At 63.1% G+C, this 556-nt stretch carries 1 protein-coding gene and 1 pseudogene; one reads left to right on the top strand and one right to left on the bottom strand.

The window, feature by feature from the left end:
* A pseudogene (locus tag IB241_RS27325) lies at window positions 1-241 on the bottom strand (DUF4398 domain-containing protein); the annotation flags it as partial.
* Between IB241_RS27325 and IB241_RS27320 the strand changes: the two are divergent.
* Window positions 232-556 (top strand): alpha/beta hydrolase (locus tag IB241_RS27320; RefSeq protein WP_192301276.1); only part of this gene is annotated, 325 nt, incomplete at its 3' end. The pseudogene IB241_RS27325 and the gene IB241_RS27320 overlap by 10 nt on opposite strands.

Genomic DNA, 556 nt, shown 5'->3' with positions numbered 1-556 from the left:
TGTCTTGCAGTTGCTTGATCTGCGCGTCGCGGGCCTCAAGCAGGGCGCGGGCACGTTCGTCACCGGCGTTTTTCAGCTTGGCTTCGGACTCGCGCAGCACGATGGTGTCCTTGGCCACTTCAACACGCTGGTTGGTCAGGTAGGCCAGTTGGTCGACTTTCTTCTGGTCTTCCTTGTCACGGTAGGCTTTGTCAGCCTTGTCCAGCCATTCGCTGGCGTCCTTGGTTTCCAGTGCCGCCAAAAGCGCACCTGCAATACCGTGACGTCACCCTCACCACCGCCGACGGTGTAAGGCTGCACGCCTGGTGGTTGCCGGCCAAGGCCGGCGTGCCGCTCAAGGGCACGGTGCTGCACTTGCACGGCAACGGCGGCAACCTGGCCTGGCACCTCGGTGGCAGTTGGTGGTTGCCGGAACAGGGCTACCAGGTGCTGCTCCTGGACTATCGCGGTTATGGCCTGTCCGAAGGCAAACCATCGCTGCCGGCGGTCTACCAGGACCTCGACGCGGCGTTCAGCTGGATCGACACCGCCGCCGAAACCCAGCACCAACCGTTGA

It is taken from the genome of Pseudomonas sp. PDM05 (genome assembly GCF_014851685.1).
In the GTDB taxonomy this organism is placed as follows: domain Bacteria; phylum Pseudomonadota; class Gammaproteobacteria; order Pseudomonadales; family Pseudomonadaceae; genus Aquipseudomonas.
Note: the sequence above shows the minus strand (reverse complement) of the source record. Positions and strands in the feature narration are given on the sequence as shown.